22 protein-coding genes and 3 pseudogenes are annotated in these 19491 nt (G+C 47.1%); 18 read left to right on the forward strand and 7 right to left on the reverse strand.

What is annotated here, in order from left to right:
• Positions 1-6 precede the first annotated feature (6 nt).
• Both ACWGOO_RS21390 and ACWGOO_RS21395 read left to right on the forward strand, forming a co-directional pair.
• A complete protein-coding gene (locus ACWGOO_RS21390; RefSeq protein ID WP_430036791.1) occupies positions 7-117 on the forward strand; it encodes a cytochrome bd oxidase small subunit CydS in 111 nt (36 codons plus the stop codon).
• Between the two features lie 163 nt (positions 118-280).
• Positions 281-1285 carry an MBL fold metallo-hydrolase gene (locus ACWGOO_RS21395; protein ID WP_452486666.1) on the forward strand — a complete coding sequence of 335 codons (1005 nt, stop codon included), beginning with the start codon at positions 281-283 and terminating at the stop codon, positions 1283-1285.
• Positions 1286-1398: 113 nt separating this feature from the next.
• Here the strand turns inward: ACWGOO_RS21395 and ACWGOO_RS21400 are convergent.
• Positions 1399-1521: pseudogene (locus tag ACWGOO_RS21400) on the reverse strand (heme oxygenase); the annotation flags it as partial.
• A gap of 210 nt (positions 1522-1731) precedes the next feature.
• Here ACWGOO_RS21400 and ACWGOO_RS21405 point away from each other — a divergent pair.
• Positions 1732-1923 (forward strand): hypothetical protein, encoded by a 192-nt coding sequence (locus tag ACWGOO_RS21405; protein WP_452486668.1) that lies wholly within the window; start codon positions 1732-1734, stop codon positions 1921-1923.
• Positions 1924-2178: 255 nt separating this feature from the next.
• Complete coding sequence (locus ACWGOO_RS21410) at positions 2179-3807, forward strand: ABC-F family ATP-binding cassette domain-containing protein (protein WP_452486670.1); 1629 nt, start codon at positions 2179-2181, stop codon at positions 3805-3807.
• A gap of 178 nt (positions 3808-3985) precedes the next feature.
• On the opposite strand, the gene ACWGOO_RS21415 is transcribed toward ACWGOO_RS21410, so the two are convergent.
• A complete protein-coding gene (locus tag ACWGOO_RS21415; RefSeq protein ID WP_452486672.1) occupies positions 3986-4168 on the reverse strand; it encodes a hypothetical protein in 183 nt (60 codons plus the stop codon).
• A gap of 544 nt (positions 4169-4712) precedes the next feature.
• On the opposite strand from ACWGOO_RS21415, the gene ACWGOO_RS21420 reads away from it, so the two are divergent.
• Positions 4713-5582, forward strand: a complete 870-nt coding sequence (locus tag ACWGOO_RS21420; RefSeq protein WP_452486674.1) for a cation diffusion facilitator family transporter — start codon at positions 4713-4715, stop codon at positions 5580-5582.
• Between the two features lie 187 nt (positions 5583-5769).
• Complete coding sequence (locus ACWGOO_RS21425) at positions 5770-6939, forward strand: C40 family peptidase (protein WP_452486676.1); 1170 nt, start codon at positions 5770-5772, stop codon at positions 6937-6939.
• Between the two features lie 143 nt (positions 6940-7082).
• Here the strand turns inward: ACWGOO_RS21425 and ACWGOO_RS21430 are convergent.
• Positions 7083-7248, reverse strand: a pseudogene (locus tag ACWGOO_RS21430) (DUF1328 domain-containing protein).
• Positions 7249-7518: 270 nt separating this feature from the next.
• Here ACWGOO_RS21430 and ACWGOO_RS21435 point away from each other — a divergent pair.
• The 6 genes and pseudogenes from ACWGOO_RS21435 (at position 7519) to ACWGOO_RS21460 (ending at position 12210) form a co-directional block, all read left to right on the forward strand.
• Complete coding sequence (locus tag ACWGOO_RS21435) at positions 7519-8040, forward strand: DUF948 domain-containing protein (protein ID WP_452486678.1); 522 nt, start codon at positions 7519-7521, stop codon at positions 8038-8040.
• 513 nt (positions 8041-8553) lie between these two features.
• Entirely contained in the window at positions 8554-9762 is a 1209-nt protein-coding gene (locus ACWGOO_RS21440) for a PP2C family protein-serine/threonine phosphatase (protein ID WP_452486680.1), read from the forward strand.
• Between the two features lie 60 nt (positions 9763-9822).
• Positions 9823-10482, forward strand: a pseudogene (locus ACWGOO_RS21445) (ATP-binding response regulator); the annotation flags it as partial.
• A gap of 149 nt (positions 10483-10631) precedes the next feature.
• Positions 10632-10970 carry an STAS domain-containing protein gene (locus ACWGOO_RS21450; RefSeq protein ID WP_452486682.1) on the forward strand — a complete coding sequence of 113 codons (339 nt, stop codon included), beginning with the start codon at positions 10632-10634 and terminating at the stop codon, positions 10968-10970.
• Between the two features lie 17 nt (positions 10971-10987).
• Positions 10988-11440 carry an anti-sigma B factor RsbW gene (gene rsbW / locus ACWGOO_RS21455; protein WP_452486684.1) on the forward strand — a complete coding sequence of 151 codons (453 nt, stop codon included), beginning with the start codon at positions 10988-10990 and terminating at the stop codon, positions 11438-11440.
• Positions 11437-12210, forward strand: coding sequence for a sigma-70 family RNA polymerase sigma factor (locus tag ACWGOO_RS21460; protein ID WP_452486686.1), 774 nt, complete (start codon positions 11437-11439; stop codon positions 12208-12210). Before rsbW ends, ACWGOO_RS21460 begins: the two co-directional genes overlap by 4 nt.
• A 250-nt stretch (positions 12211-12460) precedes the next feature.
• On the opposite strand, the gene ACWGOO_RS21465 is transcribed toward ACWGOO_RS21460, so the two are convergent.
• Together ACWGOO_RS21465 and ACWGOO_RS21470 are read right to left on the reverse strand one after the other, a co-directional pair.
• On the reverse strand, positions 12461-13174 hold the full coding sequence (locus ACWGOO_RS21465) for a phosphatase PAP2 family protein (protein WP_452486688.1): 714 nt from the start codon (positions 13172-13174) through the stop codon (positions 12461-12463).
• A 575-nt stretch (positions 13175-13749) separates the two neighbouring features.
• The gene (locus ACWGOO_RS21470; protein ID WP_452486690.1) at positions 13750-13977 is read right to left on the reverse strand and encodes a DUF1128 domain-containing protein; all 228 of its coding nucleotides are present in this window, start codon (positions 13975-13977) and stop codon (positions 13750-13752) included.
• A 182-nt stretch (positions 13978-14159) separates the two neighbouring features.
• On the opposite strand from ACWGOO_RS21470, the gene ACWGOO_RS21475 reads away from it, so the two are divergent.
• The gene (locus ACWGOO_RS21475; RefSeq protein WP_452486728.1) at positions 14160-14396 is read left to right on the forward strand and encodes a DUF1256 domain-containing protein; all 237 of its coding nucleotides are present in this window, start codon (positions 14160-14162) and stop codon (positions 14394-14396) included.
• Positions 14397-14506: 110 nt separating this feature from the next.
• Here ACWGOO_RS21475 and ACWGOO_RS21480 read toward each other — a convergent pair whose 3' ends face one another.
• Positions 14507-14854: a pyridoxamine 5'-phosphate oxidase family protein gene (locus tag ACWGOO_RS21480; protein WP_452486692.1), complete on the reverse strand. Its 348-nt coding sequence runs from the start codon at positions 14852-14854 to the stop codon at positions 14507-14509.
• A gap of 246 nt (positions 14855-15100) precedes the next feature.
• Between ACWGOO_RS21480 and ACWGOO_RS21485 the strand changes: the two genes are divergently transcribed.
• Entirely contained in the window at positions 15101-15808 is a 708-nt protein-coding gene (locus ACWGOO_RS21485) for a DUF6483 family protein (protein ID WP_452486694.1), read from the forward strand.
• The gene (locus tag ACWGOO_RS21490; RefSeq protein WP_452486696.1) at positions 15795-17009 is read left to right on the forward strand and encodes a class I SAM-dependent methyltransferase; all 1215 of its coding nucleotides are present in this window, start codon (positions 15795-15797) and stop codon (positions 17007-17009) included. The genes ACWGOO_RS21485 and ACWGOO_RS21490 overlap by 14 nt, the downstream gene beginning before the upstream one ends.
• 115 nt (positions 17010-17124) lie before the next feature.
• Here ACWGOO_RS21490 and ACWGOO_RS21495 read toward each other — a convergent pair whose 3' ends face one another.
• On the reverse strand, positions 17125-17448 hold the full coding sequence (locus ACWGOO_RS21495) for a dehydrogenase (RefSeq protein WP_452486730.1): 324 nt from the start codon (positions 17446-17448) through the stop codon (positions 17125-17127).
• 144 nt (positions 17449-17592) lie between these two features.
• Between ACWGOO_RS21495 and ACWGOO_RS21500 the strand changes: the two genes are divergently transcribed.
• The 3 genes from ACWGOO_RS21500 to ACWGOO_RS21510 are packed head-to-tail and all read left to right on the forward strand — an operon-like array spanning position 17593 to position 19411.
• Entirely contained in the window at positions 17593-18207 is a 615-nt protein-coding gene (locus ACWGOO_RS21500) for a DedA family protein (RefSeq protein WP_452486698.1), read from the forward strand.
• A 1-nt stretch (position 18208) separates the two neighbouring features.
• Entirely contained in the window at positions 18209-18778 is a 570-nt protein-coding gene (locus ACWGOO_RS21505; protein WP_452486700.1) for a thioredoxin family protein, read from the forward strand.
• A gap of 3 nt (positions 18779-18781) precedes the next feature.
• The gene (locus tag ACWGOO_RS21510; RefSeq protein WP_452486702.1) at positions 18782-19411 is read left to right on the forward strand and encodes an MBL fold metallo-hydrolase; all 630 of its coding nucleotides are present in this window, start codon (positions 18782-18784) and stop codon (positions 19409-19411) included.
• Positions 19412-19491 lie beyond the last annotated feature (80 nt).

Genomic DNA, 19491 nt, shown 5'->3' on the forward strand with positions numbered 1-19491 from the left:
GTACAAATGGCTGCTTTCGAGCATTTTACGATCATGTATGAGTCGCCTATTATTATTGTGGTGGCGATTGGGTTTTTGTTTATGTATTCGGCACGCTTTAAAAATCCACAGGACTGACAGCAACATCTGAGATGACCCTTCCTGATTGATGGGGAGGGTCCGTTTTGCATGCAAAAGTCGGATTGAATTATACTTTACATATACCAGCATGTAAAATGATCATCTAAAATCATAAAGAAAACGGCTTGGAGAACGAGTCCGTCAGGGGAGGAGTTACATCATGCCCAAAGTTCGTTTTAACAACATGGATCATGTCAACACCGATAAAACACTCAAGCAATTTAGACAATGGCGGCAGGAGCGCCGCAGCAAAACGAAGGATTATACGTTCGTTGTTCCGAACCATCCGCCGGAGCTGGAGTTTCTGCACAGTAACCGGAAAACGACGACGGCGACCTGGGTAGGGCATTCTACCTTTTTCATTCAATATCTCGGACTGAACATCGTTACTGATCCGGTGTGGGCTGAGCGTATGGCGTTTGATAAAAGACTGGCTCCACCCGGCATCCGCATTCAGGATGTACCGCCGTTGGACATTATTCTGCTGTCTCATTCGCATTATGATCATTTGCATATGGAATCGTTGCGCAAATTGTATCGTGCAGATACGCTGATGCTCGTGCCTTCGGGGTTGAAGTCGAAAATGGTCCGCAAAGGCTTCCGCAACTGCCATGAGCTGAAATGGTGGGATCATTTTACGGTAGGCGGGGTGCGATTCACATTTGTTCCCGCCCAGCATTGGACGCGGCGTACGCCGTTTGATACGAATACTTCGCATTGGGGTGGGTATGTGCTGCAAAGCGAGCAGCAGGTGATCGACTCTGCCACGTCCGTCACAGAATTGCATTCTAATTCAGATACAGTAGCTGTACCGACGTTGTACTTTGTGGGAGATACCGGGTATTTCCGTGGCTTTAAGGAGGTTGGCGAGCGCTTTGACATTGACCTGACCTTTATGCCAATTGGTGCGTATGAGCCAGAATGGTTCATGACCTCGCAGCATGTGACACCGGAGGAGGCGTTGCAAGGGTTTGTGGATTGCGGCGCGGATCAGATGATCCCGATGCATTACGGAGCCTTTAAGCTGGCGGATGATACGCCGAGAGAGGCACTGGATCGTCTCGAAGCGGAGCGTGAACGCTTGGGCATCGCCAAGGAGCGCATTCATATACTGGGACACGGTGAGACGCTGAAAATTCAAAGCCGCTGTTCAACTACAACCTGAGGATCTCGCCTAAAAAGCGACTCTGCGGACAATGATCTGCGGAGTCGCTTTTTAGGGTTGTTTTGAATGAGTGAATAGGTGCGGGCAGACAAGTCTGTCGCTGTGTTACAGGATTAAGCCTCTTTGGTATCGCTCACCAGCGAGGAATCGGAGTCGGTGTTGGCAATGGGATGCCGCACGATTTTGACTTCATAAAACGTGATTTTATTATCTAAAATATAGTCCGGAATTTGGCGGCGTGCCATATGATCACTGGTATACAGTTCAATTCCAATTTGATGAAGCGAGCCTGAAAGCAAAATAACATCGGGTTGCAGTAGCATCAAACCTGCTCAAATAACTGACCTTTACAAGGATGTGACTGATGTGGGTAATCCGATGAGTCCTGATATTCTGATCAGAAAGGCGGATCGCACCTATGGACATTAAGGATATTACCTTTTCATATGACCGGAAAACGGATTGTCTTCACGCCATCAGTGCTGTCATTGAGCCGGGACGGATTGGTCGTCACATCCGATATGATTCAGGCAGTCTACGGGGTGGAAGTAATCGTAAGGCAGGACGCTGAGGCGGGGATGTATCTTATTCCGATAGGTGTTGGAGCTTCCGTACATTTACAAGCACAGGGAGTGTAAATGCTGCCTACTGAATAGCTCGTCTGTCTCCTGGCGGCATCGAATTTGGAAACGAGAAAATGGTTCTGGCCCGCGTTTTCTCAGGAGATAACCGTGGGGACGGAAGCATGTTTTATTTTATTTTCAGGATATCGACGGAGGTTTCAGGGTTGTTTGGTTTACACACGGTTCGAATCCGACCCTTTGTGTGTTATACTATTGCCGTCGGTAATTTTGTGATTAGCACTTTACTAATGATAAGGATGGTATGCTTATATGATCAGTACAAGCGGCGTAACGCTTCGTTATGGTAAACGCCCACTTTTTGAAGACGTAAATATCAAATTTACTCCTGGGAACTGCTACGGCCTGATTGGGGCGAATGGCGCGGGTAAATCCACCTTTTTGAAAATTCTTTCCGGTGAAATCGAAGCCAATTCAGGCGAGGTTCACATGACACCGGGCGAACGGATGGCAGTGCTCAAGCAGAACCATTATGAATACGATGAATTCCCGGTTCTGGAAACCGTTATTATGGGCCATACGCGTCTGTATGAAATCATGAAGGAAAAAGACACGCTGTATGCCAAAACGGAATTTACTGAAGCGGACGGCCTGCGTGCCGGTGAGCTTGAAGGTGAATTTGCGGAGCTGAACGGATGGGATGCCGAGCCGGATGCAGCTTCCTTGCTGATCGGTCTTGGAATTCCACGCGACCTGCATGACAAGAACATGTCTGAGCTGAGCGGTAATGACAAGGTACGTGTTCTCCTGGCTCAAGCTTTGTTTGGTCGTCCGAACAACTTGCTGCTCGATGAGCCTACCAACCATTTGGACCTCGAGTCCATTCAATGGCTGGAAAATTTCTTAATGGACTATGAAGGCACCGTCATCGTCGTATCCCATGATCGTCACTTCCTGAACAAGGTATGTACGCATATTGCGGATATTGATTTCGGTAAAATCCAGATGTACGTCGGCAACTACGACTTCTGGTATGAGTCCAGCCAGCTTGCGCTTGCCTTGACTCGTGATGCCAACAAGAAAAAGGAAGAGAAGATCAAGGAACTGCAAGCCTTTATTCAGCGCTTTTCCGCGAATGCTTCCAAGTCCAAACAGGCCACTTCACGTAAAAAACAACTGGATAAAATTACGCTGGACGACATCCGTCCGTCGAACCGTAAATATCCTTTCCTGAACTTCAAGCCTGAACGCGAAGCGGGCAAACAGCTGTTGACGGTAGACCGTCTCAGCCTGTCCATTGAAGGCGAGCAAGTGCTGAATGAGTTCAGTCTGGTTGTGAACAAAGGTGACAAAATCGCGTTTGTCGGCCCGAACGGTTTGCCTAAATCAACGCTCTTTCAGGTATTGATGAACGAAACCGAAGCGGAAAGCGGTGAATTCTCTTGGGGGATTACCACCACTCAGGCTTATTTCCCGAAAGACAATTCCACCTATTTTGACGGTGTGGATATGAATCTCGTGGAATGGTTGCGCCAATATTCCAAGGATCAGGACGAAACGTTCCTACGCGGCTTCCTGGGACGTATGCTTTTCTCAGGGGAAGAAGCGCTTAAGAAAGCAAGCGTGCTGTCCGGAGGCGAGAAGGTTCGCTGTATGCTGGCCAAGATGATGCTGAACGGCGCCAATGTGCTGCTGCTGGATGAACCGACCAATCACTTGGATCTGGAATCCATTACAGCGCTGAACAATGGTCTGATCGACTTTGACGGTACCGTGTTGTTTACATCGCATGACCATCAGTTCATTCAAACCATCGCGAACCGTATCGTAGAAATTACGCCAAACGGTGTCATCGACCGTACGATGAGCTATGATGAATACTTGGAAAACGATGAAATCGCAAAATTACGTGAACGTATGTATCCGGTAGAAATCGGCTAAAACCAGCTAATTTGCAGTAAATAGATAAACGAAAAAGAGGAGCTCCTTCAGGCCATTGATGATGGCGGGGGAGACTCCTCTTTTTTCGTTTGCGCCATTACCAATGGCTTACCCCGTTAGGGCTACAGGGCAAAGACAACCCTGCCTGAGTCCGGTGTGGTTAGCCTAATGGGTTGGCTTATGATCCGCCTGTACGACGGCGTTGGTTGTTCGGCTTCTTCGTATTTTGGCTTTTCAGTGTTTTGGCGGAACCGCCTTGAAAGCCGCCCTGTGAAGCGCCGGACTGCTGTTTTTTTTGTGCCAGCTTTTCCCGAATGGCATCTGCGAGATTAACTTTACGTGGTTCATTAGCATCGCTCATGAATAAATTCCTCCTGTTGCCGCCAAATTCATGTCAATCATGCTGGATTGAAGGAAAACGCGGCTGTGTCCCCATTTTATACGTTTTTAAAAGATGGGACAAGGGCAACAATGATAACATGACGACGGGGCGGACCGGAAGAGGGGGTGCCTATTTTTTGCATAAAGGAAAAAATGTTTTATATACCCCACAGGAATGGAGCTTGGCAATACTTTTTCGTTGTTCCTACAGCGATGCGGAGCGGAAAGACTCTTTCTCTAGACCCACATAAAGATCGTCTGCTATCCTGAAAATAACCGTTACCCAAGGCAAATGGTTATTTTCAGGGCAACTACGCTGCGGGTTGGAAAAGCACTGTTTCGCGTAGAAGTAGGGATATAGTTTTAAAAGTTTATTTTCAGGCAGCTATGCTGCTATTTTTATTTTTGGGTTGGCGCAGCATGGAACGGTATAAGTGTTTATCCTGACTTTTAGGGTTCTCCCGTGATTATTGTGGTGAGACCGTTCTGTCGGGAACTCTAATTTTGAAGGAGTGTCCCCCGTTGTGGTGAATGTGTATGATGAAATACGAAAAGGTGAACGTGGGGCTTGGGTGAGCATTATCGCCTACCTTTTTCTGTCTGCCTTTAAGCTGATTAGCGGATATATATTTGCTTCCAGTGCGTTGCTGGCCGACGGATTTAACAATGTCACCGATATTGTGGTGTCCGTTGCCGTACTAATCGGTCTGCGAATATCTCAAAAACCACCGGACTCCGACCATGCCTATGGACATTTTCGGGCAGAAACGATAGCGGCGTTACTGGCATCCTTTATTATGGCTGTCGTTGGTCTTCAGGTGCTTATTGACGGGATCGAAAGTATTTTCAGAGGTGGCAAGCAGACACCTGATATCACTTCTGCGGGAGTGGCGGTAATATGTGCGGTCATTATGCTGGGAGTATACATGTACAACAACAGACTGGCGCGGAAAATTAACAACAAGGCGTTACTGGCGGCAGCCAAGGATAACCTGTCAGATGCGCTCGTCAGTATCGGTGCAGCGGTTGGTATTATCGGGGCACAGTTTGGATTGCCATGGCTGGATACGGTTGCGGCGATAGCGGTAGGATTTATAATCTCTAAAACGGCGTGGGATATTTTCAAGGACTCTACACACAGCCTGACGGATGGTTTTGATGAGCAGGAGCTGTCAGACTTACGTAGCACGATTGCCCATATACCCGGGGTGGAGGGCATTCGTGATGTCAAGGCGCGGGTACATGGCAATCATGCTTTGGTGGATGTTGTCATAGAGGTGGACCCGCAACTCAGCCTGATTGAAGGACATCTGATCAGCGACCGGATTGAGGAACGGCTGCAAGAGGTTCACAATACGATGCATGTCCATGTCCATGTGGAACCTAAATTATAGATTAATTAATAATTAGTGTTAAAAAATGACTTTAGACCTATGTATAAAGATGTATGTGCTTCCTTTTGTGACGTTTGGATTATATCTCTCTTCCCGTTGCTTTTACTATAATGAAAGCATGTCCGGCTATATTCGCCGGAATTGGACTTGCCCTTCAAATTTGTAAAAACAGCCAGGAGGTGCAATATTGAGAAGACGCGTGATAGGAATGCTCATGACGTCAGCCGCGCTGTTGGCAGCCATTCATGTCGCGCCGGGTCAGGTTGACGCAGCGGCATCGACAGCATCTACGGGACAGAAGGCGGTTATTCAGGCGGCTGTAAAGCTTAGATCCGGTCCTTCGACTACAGGAGATGTAGTCAGCTTTATGAAGCAGGGAGAGGCCGTAACGGTATTGGAGAAAACAAACAGCTATTGGTATAAGATCAAGACGTCTGATGGGGTAACTGGATACACAAGCAGCTCCGACAAGTACATAAAAGTAGGCGCTACCAGCGTCGCTGCTGCTGTCACCGAGCCTGCTATCCGTAGACCGGAAGCCAAAGAATCGCTTAAAACTAACAGTTCAACTAAAGAGGCTCCAGCCTCAGTGAATAGTTCTTCCGGTCAAACGAAAGCCACGATTCAAACGTCCGTTCGTTTGCGGGCGGAGGCATCCACTTCATCCGAGGTTTTGGGCTATTTGAATGCAGGAGATATCGTCACCATTACAAATCCAAATAACGCCTATTGGTTCAAGATTACCAATGCTGATGGCACGGCGGGGTATGTCAGCTCGTCCCCGCAGTATATTCGTATTGGTAAGGGCGTTGTTGTGCAGCAGCCAGTGACTGCTCCGGTGACGTCTGCTCCTGACACCACCGCGATTCCTGCTGTAGCAACTCCTGCGGAAGCCATTAACTTGCCCTTTGGTGACGCAGTGACTGCCATTGATCAGGTTATTAACACAGGGATGACTTATCTCGGTACTCCGTATGAATATGGTTCCGATCGCAGCAGTACGGCTACTTTTGATTGCTCGGCATTTACCCGTCAGATTTTCCGTCAGGCTGCAGGTATTCAACTTCCGGCGGATTCCCGTTCACAGGGTGAATGGATCAAGCAGAATAGTCATCCCAACACAGATATGACCACGCTGAAACGTGGCGATCTGCTTTTCTTTACCAATTACAATGCGTCTTCCGGGGCGTATACGTCCTTGGACAATTCCTCCCAAATGATTACACACGTAGCCGTATATCTGGGAGACAACAAGATTCTTCATACGTTTTCTGTAGCGGGTGGCGGTGTGAAAGTTACGGATTTCAGCAAGCCTTGGCAGGATCGTTTCCTGTTCGGGGGTAGCGTGATCCAATAAAAGCGTCATTAACCTTAAACAATTTCGTATCAAAAATAGGATGTTCCACAACCCTGTGACCGGGGCGGGAACATCCTATTTTTAAAGCTATAAAAATGATGTATCCTCACTACTACACGTATCTCATACTTCTTCTATTACGCTTATGATGCTCCTTTCATTCCGGTAAAGAGTGAAATGACGAACAACACCAGAAATAACACAAACAATCTTTTGGCGATTGTAGCAGCTATGGATATAACGATACCAAAAAAACTAAGATCCCGGCGATCACGGAAAAAATAAAAATAAAACGGACCATTTCTGGATGTTCTACATCCTCCTTCAATTGTATATAATGTGGCATACTCACGCCCGGTAGAGCATGACTGCGAATGACGGCTGAATCATTTGAATCTTTTGAATCTTTCGTGGCTGTGCCATTGTTATATGTTGTTTTAAACCGTGCCCGAATCCGTGAAACATAGCGTCAAGATTGAAGAAAAGGCAAGCTGCAACGTTGTTTCGTGTCTGGTACGTAAGGGGTAACTATGCAGTAATCATAAACAACATCGTGAAGAACGAAAGAGAGGTTAGGCCATGTTAACACAGGTCAGTATTTTTATTATTGCTATCGCATTTGCAGTTCTCGTTATTTTCCTCATTGGAGCACTTAAAACAGCACAAGGTTCTCTGGAAAAGATAACTCAGACTCTACAGGATGTACAAAAAACGGTAGATGAACTGAGCTATGAAGTGAAGCAAACGGTTCGACATGCCAATGACATTACCGCAGACGTTGATCATAAATTGAAGCAGGTGGAGCCTGTGATGGAATCCGTTAAAAACCTGGGCGAGGTGCTTAACGAAGTCACCTTGGCTGCGAAGCAGGCTTCCGCGGCATTAATCGTCCGGTTTCAGAAGCCGCATCATACAGTGGATAAAAAGCCCGGTTTGGAAACCGAGATTAAGTCAGCTGCGTCGAACAGGCCGCTCACTTCAACGGAACGGACGGTTCAGAGCTACAATACGACCTACGAGGAGCCTGCAGCAAAGCCGGCCAAAGATTGGTTGGGTTATATAGATATCGCTGCCGAGGTGTGGCAGAAAATGCGTCAGTAGCATAGCGACGGACAGGATACGGTTCAGCAAGCCGTTTCCGCGCATAAGGCGGGGCATGTAGTAAGGGCTGTACAGACAATTCCCGCCCAAAATGCCGTACTGGCTAGTTTTCATACGCTAAACGGTATATCTTTGGACGATACGCGTGCGGATGTGTTAAAAAAGCTGGGCAAGTCCCTTCGAGTGAAGGAGGATACGCGGCTGCTTTCTACGGAATATCAATACCTGACGTGGTGGTTGGTTTGCGAGATGATATGGTTTCTTATGTGCACGTAGATGTGTAATAGTCAGAGAAGTCAGGCCTATCAGACCCATCATAAATCTTATGCCAAAGTGGTAGAGAACAGTGTCAAGCCGTCGAAGCGGTGAATGAATTGTGCAACACAGGCTATCGTTATGAGGATCAAAAACATAGATAAGGAATGAGGCCCGCGCCCCATTCCTTATCTATGTTTTTGAAATACCTTCTTATGGAGACGCTATAATACATGGATTACAGATAAGGAGAAAGAAATGAGAATCCTAATTGTTGATGATAATCCGACCAATGTCATTATTATTCGTGAAATATTAAAGAAAGAAAATTATAGGGATATCTTCTCTGCCAGCTCAGCCGCAGAAATGCTGGAGCATCTGGGGATCGGCGACCGCACCATTAGTCTGCGTCCCCGACCTTCCGATATTGATTTGATTCTGCTGGATATGATGATGCCTGAAATGGATGGTATCGAAGCTTGCAGTACCGTGCAGGAATACGAACATCTGAAAGATATACCCATCATCATGGTGACTGCTGTAGGCGATTCTAAGAAACTGGCAGAGGCGCTGGACGTAGGGGCTGTCGATTACGTCACCAAGCCTATTAATAAGGTAGAATTAATGGCCAGAATACGGCTTGCCTTGCGTCTCAAACAGGAAAAGAATTGGCATAAAGACCGGGACCAGCGGATTCAGGACGAGCTGAAGCTGGCCGCGATGGTGCAGCAGGCGGTGCTTAGTCCTGATATTCAAGACCCGGTGCTGCAAGTCAACGCACTGTATCAGCCTTCCTTCGAACTGGCGGGAGACCTGTATTCCTGGTATCCGCTCGGGGAAGGCAGATATGCAATCATTTTGCTGGATATGATGGGTCATGGCATCTCTTCTTCACTGTTCTGCATGTTCATTGCATCTGTGCTCAAGGATATCGTGACTACGTACGTAGAGCCAGAGAAGGTGATTCAGGAGCTGAATCGTCGCTTTAATCAACTGGATCTGGGCAAGCAGCTCGTGCAGTATTATTTTACGGCGATTTATATGGTCATTGATACCTGCTCTCGGCGAATTGATTATGTGAATGCGGGGCATCCACCGGGGCTACTGTTTAGTCAGGACGGCAGCATCACCCAATTTGACTGTACGTGCAGTCCGGTAGGTTTGTTTGATAAAATTGATGCGGAAATGCACACAGTCCATTATGAAGGAACGGGGCATATCGCTTTGTATACCGACGGCTTGCTGGAGGCTGTAGAGGGAGAATATGAGGGACAACTGGAATATTTGTCCTCGTGTCTGCGCAAGCATGAGGAATGGAATGAAGAAGCGATGCTGGATGCTTTTTTTCGTAAAGAAGCACCTCAGGATCGAGATGATGATAAGTGCCTGATCTGGATTTCATTGAAAGATAATCGTTCCAAGTGTTTTGAAGCGGGCGCTTCCGATTATGTGAAAAAGCGGATTTAAACCGAACAGCTTCTGTCATTAATGCGGGTGTGGTTATATTCGTAACTCAAAATTATTTGGAGGGCTACATCCGGGGAAGAAGCGCTGCGGTATCTGTTAAAAGATGAATTCGCACTGGTAGTCCTCGATGTGCAAATGCCGGGTATGGATGGAATTGAGGCCGCAAAGCTGATTAAGGCCAGAGATAAAACGAAAGATATTCCGATTACCTTCATTTCCGCTAACAGTAAGGAAGCGGAGCATTTGTTTGCCGGTTATTCAGCGGGGGGATTGTATTACATGGTGAAGCCATTCATCCCTCAAATTCTCAAGTCCAAAATTGAAGGCTTTGTGCAAATGTATTTGACAAACAAACAAGGTGGAGCCAGGTAAAATGGAGGTAGAGGAATATCCATTCGATCTGATTTCCTGTATCAAGGAAGTTTTCAGCCTGTTACGGTGGAAGTCAATCGAAAGCATCTGGAGATGGATTATTTTCTGGATGAACAGCTACCTTCAGTGTTATACGGTGATATGGGAAGACTGCGTCAGGTTCTCATTAATCTGGTATCCAATGCTGTCAAATTTACAGATTGTGATGGTGTATACGTCTTCGCATCCGTCAAAGAGCGTAGCGATGAAGGACTTGCCGTTGAGTTTTCCGTGAAGGATACAGGCATTGGTATTAAGTCAGCCAAGGTTGGAAGGCTGTTTCAGCCCTTTTCCCAGCTTGATTCCTCCAATGCAACCAGGCAAAGATCAAATTCATGAGGCGTAGCCTGATGTGTAGATGGTGGCATTGGGAAAGTGTAGAAAGCATCATACGGTGATTCAAGCGCTCGTATAATGGGTTAGTATGTAAGGAAATCTTTTTTCGGGAGAGTAGGCCTATGAATACTAATAAAAATGAGAAGTTCAATGCGGTTACAGAAACTAACGATGGAGTAAATATCGTTTATCTGAGCGGAGAGCTGGATCTTTCGGTGGCACCTGATTTTCGTCTGGTGATGGAGCCTTTGGTAGGGGAATCCGGCCAGAACTTGATTATTAATTTAAAAGAACTTAAATATATTGACAGTACAGGTATCGGTATTTTGTTATCTATTTTGAAGGCAAGGCATGGAATGGAGTCCCGGTTTGCCGTTCAGGAGGTACCATCTCAAATTCAAAAACTGTTCGATATGACCGGTATTGCCAAATTTTTTGTCCCCCAGGAGAATTCCCAATAGGAAAGGAAAGAAAAAGAATGAATGCTCAAATTCAAAAAGTAGTTCTCAATTTGCCGGCAACTGCTGACTTTGTCGATATTGTAAGATTAAATTTGTACGGAATTGCTGCGAAAATGGGATTCTCTTACGAGGAAATAGAAGACATGAAGGTGGCTGTATCTGAAGCCTGTAATAACTCTGTTCTTTATGCATACGGTCATGAAGGCGGAGTGGTGGAAGTAACATTCGAATTTGACGAAGATTCGTTGTCCATCTGTGTCAAAGATGGAGGGGAGAGCTTTGAACGCGTGGAGAACCCGTCGCGTCTTGCATCCTTGCATGACAAAGAGCTGAATGATGCGCAGATAGGCGGACTAGGCTTCTATCTCATGCAGGCGCTTATGGACGATGTCCATATCTTGAATGGGACTGGAAAAGGCACTGAAGTCGTGCTTGTAAAGCGTCTGGTCAGAAGCGAGGAAAAAGTATGAATGAAAAGGTAACTCCCCCGAAGTCGATAGATGAAGCCGTTGGTCTAATCTGGGAGTACCAGCAAACCAAAGATAACGAGATTGCTACCGTGCTGATCCGCAAGTATGAGCCGATGGTCAAGATGGCTGCCGGGAAAATCTCCCGTAACCGTCCGGACTTATACGAGGATTTATATCAAACCGGTCAGATGGCCTTGATACGTCTGCTTCAGCAATACGCTATCAGCTTGGGTATCCCCTTTGAACCGTATGCTATGAAAAGTATGCTGGGACATATGAAAAATTATTTGCGCGACAAATCCTGGTACATTCAGGTTCCCCGCCGCATCAAGGAAAAGGGGGCGCTCGTTCAGCATGCCATCGACGAACTGACCGTTAAATTGGAACGTTCGCCGAATGTGAATGAGATTGCGGAGTATTTGGACCTTACCGTGGAGGAAACGATCGAAGTGCTCGCAGGCCGTGAGTGCTACCATTATGTGTCACTGGACTCACCTTTATCCCAGGAGGAGAGTGCGGCTACGTTAGGCGAGCTTATCAGCTCGGATGCCAACGACTACGACACCGTGGAAAAACGAATGGATTTACAACAAGCTTTAAGCCAGTTGAAAGAGCAGGAACAGAAGGTGCTCCTTCTGGCATTTCAGGATGGCCAATCTCAACGTGCAATTGCGCAGACCTTGGGCGTATCGCAGATGAGCGTATCCCGCATCCAGAAGCGGGCAACCGAAAAGCTGAAACAGATTATGTCTAATTCGTCTATCTCATGATAGGAAGACGGCCTTCATGGTTTCGATTACTGGACGTCACATCGTAAGGACACGCTATTCCATAAGGGAAGCGTGTCCTTTTTTAAAGCGGAAAAGGAGAGAGAGGAAGGGTGAATTGATTATCAAAGTTACTCATGTCATATCACTCCTCTTATAGAATAAAAAATATATATAAATGTTAGGTAGCCCTTGCTTACTTCGTATATAAACGCCGTGACTCCGTGTGAAACAAGAAACCGTCTCGAACCGCTTACCGGCGGGGAGTTGATGGAGGCAAAGAACGTGGCAGACGTGCTCGCCAATAGATAACAGGAACAGTAAACACTATCCATATCATTCCAGCAATATAACCACCCGCTATGTCGGTTGGAAAGTGAACCCCCAGATAGACACGGCTTAGCCCGATCAGGAGAATCGAAAGTGCGCCAAGAACGCAGGGAAGGAAGATCGAGCGCTCATGAATTTTTCGTTCTATCGCCCAAATGGCAAAAATCATGCCGTAAAATCCCATGGAAATCATGGCGTGCCCGCTGGGAAAACTATAGCCGCCGACTTCTACCAAATGCTGAAGTGCCGGGCGCTCCCGTTGCAAAACTTCTTTAATGAGCGTGTTCAACACCCACATCGCCGTAAAGCTGCTTATTACTGCAAAGGAATAAGCCTTCGAGCAGAGATATATCCAGCACCAGGCGGCGACACCCAGAGCAACCAGCAACGATACACGGAAAGAACCGAAAGACGTAATGAATACAGCGACAGGCAGAAGCTTGTGATGAGCAGGCGTTGTGCCTGGAAAGACTACATCCTGAATGCGTTCATCCCAATATAGAAAAGGAGCTGTACCGGTCCAACGAACAGAGTAGGCAATAAGAAGCAAAGCGACAATCATAACGATGGACGCGTACAGACTGCGACGTAAATAGCATGGTAAAAAACGGGATGGTTGAGGTTCTTGGGACAGCATATGTAGGGAATCTCCTCCTTATGGCTTCGTACATAGATTTATCTTTTCGTACTATAAACTTAACCTATGTTGAACTTGAGAGCCAAACGTGACCGGAACACCGCTCTGATTGACCCGTATAAGCCGGGGATAAAAGGAACGTATCGTAGCGTTTGTAATGCCGGGGCCGGAAGTGGCTCGGAAAAAACGAAGTAAGAGCTGCTTTACGGAACGGGAATTCATGGAGGTGTTAGGGATGATTAAAATAGCGACATCGGCAGAGAGGTATACCTCAAATAAAGGATAGATTCATAATGAGTTTAGCTTTTCATTTGCAGATTATGAAGATCCGAGCAATGCGTATTTCGGCTGTATGATGGCCCATAATGACAATGAGCTTAAACCGCAGCAGGGCTTCAAAAGACATCCGCAAAGAATCCATGAGTGAATAAAATAAAGCTCGTATCTCCGTTGCGCGTCTGTTGATGCGAACGGAGATACGAGCTTTATTTACGGGGACAGGGCCACTTTCATGAACAGTATCAACCAGGATGATAGGCTGTAAGTAAGCTAAACGGCTTGCATCCATTTTCTGATCAGGAGGGCTTACGTAATCTGCCCAGCTCGGAGACGATGGCCTCGACTTCTGAAATACTCAGATTAGGCTTGCTTATCACCATATCATAGACATCACGGAGATCCTCGTATTGCTCCAGAGAGAAAGCGGAGGACTGCATAGCAGCGCCACTCGCCATACGAAGCTTGGTTTTGATGCCTTCAACCATATGTTCAATGTTGGCATGAGACGGTACAGACAAATCCATCGTTAATGTTCCATCCTTTCATATCAGGGGAAGTTGCCTGTATTGTACCATGTTTTTGTTGTAGAATGTACTGTAAGTCGAATTATCGGTCAACGGCCGGATCATCATTCTCGGCATAAGGTGATAAGCTGGCCTTTGTTTGTATCGGCACGGATCGTTCGTCAGGCGATTCACTGGGACCGCTGGTCGGCACCATGCTTATGGAACAGGGCTTTCCGCACGTGATCGGCACCATGACTGAGCCGTGCGACGCGGATCATCTGGTTTCGTATTTGGAGCGTGTTCCTCAGGACCATCATGTGCTTGCCATAGAAGCTTGTCTGGGACAGCAAGGATCGGCGGGGATGTTTCTGGTTGCCCGTGAGCCGCTGACTCCGGCGCGTTCGGTAAAATATACAATAATTCAGTCCGATCGGTAGAGAAAAAACCAGGTACTATCTGATGAAAGCACAGATGGTATCCGGTTTTTTTGTTGTAAAGTGCCTAACTTAAATTGTTTTTATTCAAAGCAAACGATGTCGGTAAACCGTCAACTCTCTAAACCTTTCTCATACGAATACTTTTTAATTGCTTCTTCGCCCAACTGAATTGCCACTTCTTTTAGCTTATCTCGTTCGCTCGTGTAAGTTATGAAAAGAACCGCGAAACCGCATGGATCCTGCACCATGTGAACTTCAACGACAATAATTTGTCTTGCTCCAGGAAGCGGATTGAAGAGAGGATACAGCTCATCCCATCGCTTTGTACCTGGCAATACGACTGTACCCTTACCGTAGAGCCGCAATACACTGGGCTCACCCTCGAACGCGCAGAACATGATAGTCAGTCGTCCGTTCTCTATAATGTGTGAGCTTGTCTCGTTGCCGCTTCTCGACAAGTCGAGATAGGCCACCTCATTATCCGACAGGATACGAAAAGAATCTGATTTTATATTTTGTTTCCATTGAAATAATGTGATTTGATCATATCTTTTTATTTAAGTTACTGAAATGTTTCGAATATTGTTTCTTAATTGAAACAAAAATAGCACGGATGTAATTAAGAATCAATTATGAAGTTCTTGAACACTCGTAGTTTTGACTGAGCCATTTGGCTTTTGCACAAGGATGACTTACAATCAGAAGTGAAATGGTTCCTGGTTGTCGAGGCATCGGGATGGAAGGAAGGGAACGGTTTGCTTAGAAAAGATTATTTGCTCAGTATGATGGAAGAAATGACATCCGCAGTAGCATCGGTGCTCGGTCTAAAGCGTGAAAATAAACACGTCGAAGCGCTGAAACAACTGGATGACCTGCTGAACAAGCAGTTTCGTCTTCGTTCAGATTTGCTCAGACGATTGCCGCCGGAACAAATGATAGAGCTTTTTCGACTGGGTCCCGGTATTGAAGCGGACAAGCTTCAGCAGGTGGCTCGCATTTTGGAAGAAGAGGCCACTATTTACCTGGAGACCGACAGAACAGACGAGGGTATACGAATCTTGATTAAATCCCTTCATCTATACTTGTACAGTGATTTGAATGGCGCGACCCGTGACATTCAGGTTCTGCCTGAGCGAATTGCGTGTATCGTCAATTTGGTTCGGGAATATGAGCTGCCAGCCGACACAAGCAAGCTGTTGGCTGCTTATTATGAGCGTGAGGACAGGCTGGACGAAGCCGCTGATGTTTGGTTCGGACTGGCATGGGAGCAGCCGAAGCTGCTGCCGGAAGCAGAGGCATTTTATACTCAATTGCTGGATCAGACTGATGCGGAGCTTCAACGGGGTGGACTTTCACGCCGGGAAGTAACCGAGGGTCTGGTCGAGATTACCCAATTACATGGAAGAAAGTGAGATGTACCCTTTGGATTCACTGCGTGAACTTATATACCAACTAACCACAGGAGGGTCCCTCATAACTGCGACGCTGAGTCAGCTTCGCAAACGGGAGGATGCTTCCTTTACTAAAGTGCAAATCAAGCCTGTGGAATTGAAGAACAAACTGCATTACCAGTTTGCCTTTCATTACAGCAACAAGGTCATTCATGAGAATCTGACCCCTGATGAAACTAACGAGCGCATGACTGCCTTGTTTGAGGATACGTTCCGTCAAGGACTTTTGTGTGCGAAGAATGCGGACTATCAGGTGCTGATCAGTAAAAAATATAAAGTGTCCATTTTGACAAAATCACCGAGCAAAAGTACAGCCGACCTGTCTCATAACCGCAAAAAGCAATACGTGCTGGAAGAAGGAGAACGGATTCCTTTCCTGATGGAACTGGGGATCATGAATGAGGACGGTAAGATACTGGCCCGCAAGTATGATAAGTTCCGGCAAATCAACCGTTTTCTCGAAATGGTGCAGGATGTACTGCCTAACCTTCCAGAAGGCCGCCCGTTAACAATTGTGGATTTTGGCTGCGGCAAATCATATTTGACCTTTGCGCTGTATCATTATTTGGCAGTACAGCAAAAACGACCTTTGCAGATCGTCGGTCTGGATTTGAAGGCAGATGTTATTGAAACCTGTAATCTTCTGGCTCAAAAGCTGCAATACCGCCAATTGGAGTTTTTGGTCGGTGATATTGCGGACTATAACGAGCTGGAGCAGGTGGATATGGTCGTGACTTTACATGCCTGTGATACCGCAACGGATGCTGCGCTGGAGAAAGCTGTTCGCTGGGGAGCGTCCGTTATTCTGTCAGTTCCGTGCTGTCAGCACGAGCTGTTTAGCCAGTTGGAAAATCCGTTGCTGGAGCCGTTGCTTTCCCATGGCATTTTGAAGGAGCGCTTTTCAGCGCTGGCGACAGACGGTATCCGGGCCAAGCTGCTGGACATGATGGGATATCGGACACAGTTGCTGGAATTTATCGACATGGAGCATACGCCTAAAAATATTTTGATCCGTGCCGTCAAAGGCCAAGCAGGGGAACGCTCTGTTTTATGGCGTGAATACACGGCATTTCGGGATTTTATTCATGCTGATCCTTATTTGGAGCGTGCTTGTGCGGATTTGCTTCCCGAGGGAGCAGGACAGACGAAGAAACAGGGATAGAAATATAGCAAAAGTGGGGCCACTGCGGGGTGGCTCCACTTTTTGGTGATTCACAGTTTACAGGTTGCAGTTACAGGTTGCTTCCCTTGCTTCGCATATTCTTGGATGCGCAGAACTACCCGCCATAGGCACTTCTAAAGGCAGCGCACAAAACGGCGCGATCCACCTTCCACAACGGCGCGAGTTCCTCGCTGACATCCTCATCCCACCAGTCGCACAGAAGTCTGCGGTTGCTGTGGTTTTCGGCGATCCAGATGAGGTGTCCGGCGACCTTGCGACAGTACAGCTCCTCGCCCTGCTTGACCAGATCGGGAGCGATGTGAACAGGCAGACGCTTGCAGGTTCGGTACAGCTCTTTGCTGCATGCGCGCCGGATACCACGAGCCGTGGGTAAACGGGATTGCGGATTGTTATGTTTGGGGATTTTGCCGGGAGGCATATCGTATCCCCTCCTCTCTCTCACAACTTATGCGGGCAGAAGAGTGGGGGTCACTGGCCTCCCTGCTTGGGCGAAGTGGGCACTTGTTCTGCCGCTGTGATACACTAATGAAAATAGAGAGACGGGCAGGGAGTGGGAAGATAAATGGATCATATATCTAGTATCATTAATTATTTGTTTGAGATCATTCGTAGTCTTGGGTATTTTGGCATTATGCTAGGCTTGATGGTTGAGGTCATTCCAAGTGAAATTGTCCTCGCTTATGGTGGCTTTTTAGTGTCCTCGGGTCATATTAATTTTTTTGGCGCGGTCGTGTTTGGAACCATTGGCGGGGTGCTGGCACAACTGTTTATTTACTGGATTGGACGCTATGGCGGCAGGCCAGTATTGGATAAGTATGGAAAGTACATACTCATCAAAAAAAGCCATGTCGACCACGCCGAAGCCTGGTTTAACAAATACGGCACAGGGGTCATTTTCACAGCACGCTTTATCCCTGTTGTGCGTCACGCGATCTCAATCCCTGCCGGGCTGGCTCGCATGAACGTATGGCGCTTTATGATTTTGACGACGCTGGCGATTATCCCCTGGTCTGTTCTGTTTATATATTTAGGAATGCTGCTTGGAGACAAGTGGGAGCAGATTGATAAAGTGGCAGCACCTTATATCAAACCGATTTTGCTGGTTGCCCTTGCGCTCTTGATCATTTATTTTGTTATCAAATGGATTGTGTCCAAAAACAAGAAAGGGAGTGTATAACATGAGTCGTACTAACGTATCGCAATATTTTGGAAAAGGTCTGAGCCCCGAACAGTTTATGGAGGGTATGGAAAAGAACAAGGAAGCCTTCGGCTCCGGGTATGATCAGTTTGTGTGGAACCGTGAAGAGGACCGCGAGTATTTTGAAAGCCTGAACCATCGGGACGATCTGCGTGTACTCATATTGGCCGCCGACTGGTGTGGAGATGTAGTACGCAACGTACCGGTTGTATTCCGTGCGCTGGAGAATAGCGGGATTCCAACCGAAGTGTTAATTTTGGAAAATCACCAAGCGCTGATGGACGACTTCCTGACGATGGGCGGACGTGCTGTGCCGATTGTGATTTTTGCGGATACAGGGGGGCATGTACTGGGTCACTGGGGACCGCGCCCTGCGCAGGTCCAAGAAATTATGATCGCGTTCAAACGTGAAAATCCGGATCGGGAAGCCGATGATTATCAAGAAAAAATTGCGGTGGCCCGTAAAGAAATGGCTGAGAAATATGGGGAGGGAACCGAGGCTCATCCTGTGATAGTTCAGGAATTGCGCGAGCTCATCTCGGGATTTTAAAATATGACGTTGTCTATTCGCAGCTTTAATCTGGGCCCGCTCCAAACGAATGCCTATTTGCTTCAGGGGGATGACCCGCAGCGTGCCGTTATTATTGATCCCGGTATGAATCCAGGTCCTTTGCTGAGAGCCATTGAGCCACTGGAGATTGAAGCCATCTTGCTGACCCATGCTCATTTTGATCATATCGGTGGAGTGGATGAGATTCGCAAAGCGAAGAGCTGTCCGGTTTATCTGCACCCTTTGGAGCAGGACTGGCTTACATCCCCTAAATTAAACGGCTCTTTGATGTGGCCGGAGGCATCCCCGCCGATCTCGACGGAGCCTGCCGAATATGATTTGGCGGAAGGTCAGCAATTGAACCTGATCGGGCATACATTCAAGGTGTTCCATACACCTGGACACTCACCCGGAAGCGTCAGCTTTTTGTGTGGTAAGGACTTGTTCTCCGGGGATGTATTATTCCGTCAGGGTGTCGGCCGCACAGACCTGGCTGGTGGGCGGGAACGGGACTTGTACGATTCCATTCAGAACAAATTGTTCCCGCTTGGGGATGACGTTACCGTGTATTCCGGTCACGGTCCCAAAACGTCCATTGGTTATGAAAAAGCCAACAATCCGTATATCCGGTAAAACGTGATGAATGTTTTCAGTTGGGGCAGAATCAAAGCTGTGACAGGTTCTGCCCCATTTCGACAATAAATTATCAATAA

Source organism: Paenibacillus sp. NPDC055715 (genome assembly GCF_053617595.1).